This is a genomic window from Longimicrobium sp., from assembly GCF_036280135.1.
GTDB lineage: Bacteria > Gemmatimonadota > Gemmatimonadetes > Longimicrobiales > Longimicrobiaceae > Longimicrobium.
Genome location: NZ_DASURI010000128.1, coordinates 1 through 3,535, shown reverse-complemented (window position 1 = coordinate 3,535; position 3,535 = coordinate 1). Strand labels below are relative to the sequence as shown.

Here is a 3,535-nt window from a genome sequence, read left to right as displayed (position 1 = left end):
AAAGAGCAGCGCCAGGTACAGGGGCAGCTCCAGCACGTGCAGCCGCGCCGTCACGTCCGGCCGGCCGATCCCCTGGACCAGCGCCGACGCCGGCTTGGCGAACCCGTTCACCAGCAGCCCCAGCCCCAGCCAGGCCACGGCCGCCGCGCCCCCCGCGGCAAACTCCGGCCCCAGCCACGCCCCCAGCCCCTCGCGCGAAAAGCCGCACAGCAGCACGGCCAGCGGCATCACCATCACGAAGACGAGCTCCACGCCGCGCGTCAGCAGGGGCCCCAGCCGCTCGCGGTGCGTGGCCGCGGCCGCCGCGAAGGCGGGGAACAGCACGGACGAGACGGCGCCGGAGACGATCCCCATCCGCAGCATCACCTCCTGCGGCGTGGCGTACCAGGCCACGGCGGCGGCCGAGACCAGCGCGCCCACGACAAAGCGGTCCATGTACACCATCACGGGCGAGACGACGGAGCTCACCGTGGCCCATCCGCCAAAGCGCAGCAGCTCGCCCGCGTGCCGCCACGCCGCGCCTCGCCGGGACCGCAGGGCCGGCACCTCGCGAAGGCACAGCGCCAGCAGCACCAGCCATCCCGCGCCCCGCGCGGCGGCCAGCACCACCAGCACGGCGGGCAGCCCGCCGCCCGCCGCCAGCACCCCCAGCGGCCCCAGGTAGCTGGCCGCGGAGACCGCCGCGGCCACCGCGTTGCTCCACCCAAAGCGCGCGTGTGCCTCCAGCAGCCCCGACAGCGCCGGCGCGCCCAGCGTGAACGGCAGGGCCACGGCCAGCAGGCGGAACGCCAGCACGGCCTCCGTCCGCAGGCCGGCGGACAGCCGCAGCGTGTCCGCCAGCAGGGGCGCGGCGAGAAAGACGGCGACGCCGGCCACGAGCCCCGCCGCCGTCGTCATGGCCACGCCCGTCCACGCCAGGGGCCCCAGCTCGCCGTCCGCGTCGGCGCCGGCCGCGGCGCGGGTGAGGGCGGGGCCCACGCCCAGCTGCAGCACGCCCAGGTAGCCCAGGACGGCCCAGCCCAGGGTAAGGATGCCCATCCGCTCGGCGCCCAGCCCCGCCACGAGACGCGGAAGGGCGACGAGCCCCAGCACGGCCGGCACGCCCGCGCCCAGGATGCGGTAGACGATGCCGCGCGCCAGCCGCCCGCGGCCAAAGCGCCCCGCCACGCCGGTCCGTGCGGCAGCGCTCACGGCGTTCCCCGCCCCGCGAGCACCGCGTGCACCAGCGGCACCAGGCGCGCGCGGATGGCGGACACGCTCGCCTCCGCCAGGTACCACGCGCGCGCCGCCGCGCCCCGCCGCGCCGCCTCTGCCGGGTCCGCCGCGATCATGGCCAGGGCGCCGGCCAGGGCCGCCGCGTCGCCCGGGGGGACGATCCACCCCCGGCCGTCCCCCAGCAGCTCCGGCAGGTCGCCCACCGCCGTGCCCACGACGGGGACGGCCATCGCCATGGCCTCCAGTGCCTTGGCAGGCACCTGCGCCTCGGCCACGGGGCCGGGCCGCTGCGGCACGGGGACGGCGTCCGCGGCCGCCAGCAGGGCCGGCATCTCCGCCTGGTGCACGGCGCCCAGGGAGACGAAGCGTGGCCCGAGCGCCGCGCGCGCCGCGTCGTACCACGGCCCGCCCCGGTTGCCCGCCGCGGCCAGCGTCCACGCCGCCGCTTCCGGGCGGGCGAGGGCCTCGATCAGCGTCTCCCACCCCTTGTGCGGCCGGGGCACCCCCGCGAACACGGCCACGGGCCCGGCCGCAGACAATCCGAACCGCGCGCGCAGGGCCGCCCGGTCCGCCAGCTCCGCCCGGCCGGGGTCGAACGCGCGCTCGTCCGGGCCGTGGCGCACGATCGTCCCCCCGTAGCGCGCCTGCAGCCGCCGGCTGACGACGGTGACGGCCACCGCGCGGCGGGTAAGCGGGTGCGCCGCGCGGGCCAGCAGGCCGTGCACGTCGCGGGCGCGGCGCAGCAGGGCGCGGGGTCCGTGGCCCGTGTCGTCCACCGTGCGCGACGCCCACTCGTCGTCCTCCACGTCCAGCAGCACGGGGCGGCGGCCGGGCGCGGCCAGGGCGGGGGCGAGCGTGGTCAGGAGGGGCTTGCAGGCATAGAGCACGTCACCCGTCGCCAGGCGCGACAGGCGGGCGGCGGCGGCCAGGACGGACGGCAGCCGGCGGCCGGCGGGGACGACCACGTAGGGAAAGCGGCCGGCAAAGGGCGCGTACACGCCCCGCCCGCCGATGGAGATGCCCAGCACCTGCACGTCGAAGTCCTCCGCCAGCGCGGCGGCCAGGGGCGCCGCGCGGACGATGGGGTTCGACGCAAGGTCGTGCACCAGCAGGCTCACGCGCGGGCGGGCCGGCATGGTCGCGGGGGGAACGCGGGAAAAGGAGGGACCGGCGCGCCCTCAGAGGGTGCGCGCCGCCTGGTGCTCCACGAGCTGCGCGAAGTACGGGATGGTGCGCCGCAGCCCCTCCTCCAGGGGCACCCTGGGCTCCCATCCCAGCACCTCGCGGGCGAGGGTGATGTCGGGCCGGCGCACCTTGGGGTCGTCCTGCGGCAGGGGCAGCGAGTCGATGCGCGACGTGCTTCCCGTCATCCGCAGCACCAGGTCCGCCAGCTCGCGCACGGTGAACTCCGTGGGGTTGCCCACGTTCGTGGGCTCCGCGCGGTCGGACATGAACAGGCGGTAGATGCCGTCCACCAGGTCGTCCACGTAGCAGAACGAGCGCGTCTGGCTGCCGTCGCCGTAGACCGAGAGGGGGTCGCCGCGCAGGGCCTGCACGATGAAGTTGCTCACCACGCGGCCGTCGCCGGGGCGCATGCGCGGACCGTACGTGTTGAAGATGCGGACGATGCGCGTGGGCACCCCGTGGTGGCGGTGGTACGCCATGGTGATGGCCTCGCTGAAGCGCTTGGCCTCGTCGTACACGCCGCGGGGGCCGACCGGGTTCACGTTGCCCCAGTACGTCTCCGGCTGCGGGTGCACGAGCGGGTCACCGTACACCTCGGAGGTGGACGCCATCATGAAGCGCGCGCCCTTGGCCTTGGCCACGCCCAGGGCGTTGTGCGTGCCCAGCGAGCCCACCTTGAGCGTCTGGATGGGCTTTTCCAGGTAATCCACGGGGGACGCGGGGCTGGCGAAGTGCAGCACTCCGTCCAGGTCGCCCGGCACCTCGATGAAGCGCGAGACGTCGTGCTCGATGAACGCGAAGTCGTCGCGGCCCTGGAGGTGGGCGATGTTGTCCGCGTGGCCGGTGATGAAGTTGTCCATCCCCACCACCCGGTGCCCCTCGGCCAGGAATCGGTCGCACAGGTGCGAGCCAAGGAAGCCGGCCGCGCCGGTGATCAGTACGCGCATGGGCCCCTGCGGATGCGGATGGTGATGGACGGCACGCTCATCTGCGCTGAAAAGAATGTGAAAACGCGGGCCGGGACGGATCACACGGACGCTCCCGCCCCGCTCTTCGCCGCGGCGGCGGACCGGACCGATCCTCCCCGTCCGCCGCCGCGCTCCTTCGTACCTTCGTACCTTCGTACCTTCGTACC

The 3,535-nt window shown here is 75.5% G+C and carries 3 protein-coding genes; all 3 read right to left on the bottom strand.

Going from position 1 to position 3,535, the window contains the following annotated elements; all coding sequences use genetic code 11:
• Positions 1-1,191 (bottom strand): oligosaccharide flippase family protein (locus VFZ20_RS03970; protein WP_329682532.1); only part of this gene is annotated, 1,191 nt, incomplete at its 3' end.
• Positions 1,188-2,351, bottom strand: a complete 1,164-nt coding sequence (locus VFZ20_RS03965) for a glycosyltransferase family 4 protein (protein ID WP_329682531.1) — start codon at positions 2,349-2,351, stop codon at positions 1,188-1,190. The genes VFZ20_RS03970 and VFZ20_RS03965, both read right to left, overlap by 4 nt.
• 42 nt (positions 2,352-2,393) lie before the next feature.
• Positions 2,394-3,347, bottom strand: coding sequence for a UDP-glucuronic acid decarboxylase family protein (locus VFZ20_RS03960; protein WP_329682530.1), 954 nt, complete (start codon positions 3,345-3,347; stop codon positions 2,394-2,396).
• Positions 3,348-3,535 lie beyond the last annotated feature (188 nt).

Excerpts from the sequence above, each read along its gene's own strand:
- VFZ20_RS03965 (WP_329682531.1), bottom strand. The coding sequence starts at position 2,351 with ATGCCGGCCCGCCCGCGCGTGAGCCTGCTGGTGCACGACCTTGCGTCG.
- VFZ20_RS03960 (WP_329682530.1), bottom strand. The coding sequence starts at position 3,347 with ATGCGCGTACTGATCACCGGCGCGGCCGGCTTCCTTGGCTCGCACCTG.